Annotated in this window: 1 protein-coding gene; it reads left to right on the plus strand. The window is 67.6% G+C overall.

Annotation, left to right across the window (positions count from 1 at the left end):
• The coding region (locus J8I87_RS43840) for an acyl-CoA dehydrogenase (RefSeq protein ID WP_209938872.1) at positions 1 to 1,683 on the plus strand (1,683 nt) is incomplete at its 5' end.
• Positions 1,684 to 1,749: the final 66 nt, after the last annotated feature.

Consider the following 1,749-nt stretch of genomic DNA (forward strand, 5'->3'; position numbering starts at 1 on the left):
ACGGCACAGGCCGTGCTCGAAGAATCCGCGAAGCTGTGCGGCGAAGTGCTGGCGCCGCTGAACGTCGAAGGCGACAAGAACCCGAGCAGCTGGAAGGACGGCAACGTCACGGCGACGCCCGGTTTCGCCGATGCGTTCCGCCAGTTCGCGGCAGGCGGCTGGCAGGGCGTGCAGCATCCCGTCGAGTACGAAGGCCAGGGCCTGCCGAAGCTGATCGCGACGGCCTGCATCGAGATGCTGAACGCGTCGAACCTGTCGTTCGCGCTGTGCCCGCTGCTGACGGACGGCGCGATCGAGGCGCTGCTCACGGCGGGCAGCGAGGCGCAGAAGCAGACCTACGTGCCGCGCCTGATCTCGGGCGAATGGACGGGCACGATGAACCTCACCGAGCCGCAGGCGGGCTCCGATCTCGCGCTGGTGCGCACGCGCGCCGAGCCGCAGGGCGACGGCACGTACAGGATCTTCGGCACGAAGATCTTCATCACGTGGGGCGAGCACGACATGGCGGAGAACATCGTGCATCTGGTGCTCGCGCGCACGCCGAACGCGCCCGAGGGCGTGAAGGGCATTTCGCTGTTCGTCGTGCCGAAGTTTCTCGTCAACGAAGATGGCTCGCTGGGCGAGCGCAACGACGTGCATTGCGTGTCGATCGAGCACAAGCTCGGCATCAAGGCGAGCCCGACGGCGGTTCTGCAGTTCGGCGACCACGGCGGCGCGATCGGCCAGCTGATCGGCGAAGAGAACCGGGGCCTGGAGTACATGTTCATCATGATGAACGCGGCGCGCTTTGCGGTCGGCATGCAGGGCGTGGCGATCGCGGACCGCGCGTACCAGAAGGCCGTCGCGTATGCGAAGGAGCGCGTGCAGAGCCGGCCCGTCGATGGCTCGGCGAAGCAGGCGGTGGCGATCATCCAGCACCCGGACGTGCGCCGCATGCTCGCGACGATGCGCGCGCTCACGGAAGCATCGCGTGCGCTCGCGTATGTCGCGGCGTCGCACTGCGATCACGCGCACCGTCATCCCGACGAGGCCAGGCGCGCGGAGCAGCAGGCGATCTACGAATACCTGGTGCCGATCGTGAAGGGCTGGAGCACGGAGCTGTCGCTGGAGGTGACGAGCCTCGGCGTGCAGGTGCACGGCGGCATGGGCTTCATCGAGGAAACGGGCGCGGCGCAGTACTACCGCGATGCGCGCATCCTGCCGATCTACGAAGGCACGACGGCGATCCAGGCGAACGACCTGGTGGGCCGCAAGACGCTGCGCGACGGCGGCGCGGTGGCGCAGGCGCTGCTCGCGCAGATCGCGCAGACGGTTGAAGCGCTCAAGCAGCAAGGCGCGGCGTTCGACTCGATGCAAAAGCACCTGTCGCGTGGACATGACGCGCTGGCGTCGGCGGTGCAGTACGTGCTCCAGAACGCGAAGCGCGATCCGAATGCGGTGTTCGCGGGCAGCGTGCCGTATCTGAAGCTCGCGGGCATCGTGCTGGGCGGCTGGCAGATGGCGCGCGCGATGCTCGTGGCGCAGCAGAAGCACGCCGACGATCCGTCGTTCTACGGCGCGAAGATCGCCACCGCGCAGTTCTATGCCGAGCACGTGCTGCCGCAGGCCGTGGCGCTCGAAGCATCGATCGTCAGCGCGAAGGGCGCGCAAGGCGTGCTCGCGTTGTCGGAGGATCAGTTCTGACGGCGCAAGGCGCCAGCTGAATCAGACGCATCAAATGACAACGGCGCCCATGGGCGCCGTTGTTGC

It is taken from the genome of Paraburkholderia sp. LEh10, from assembly GCF_017814945.1.
Lineage (GTDB): Bacteria > Pseudomonadota > Gammaproteobacteria > Burkholderiales > Burkholderiaceae > Paraburkholderia.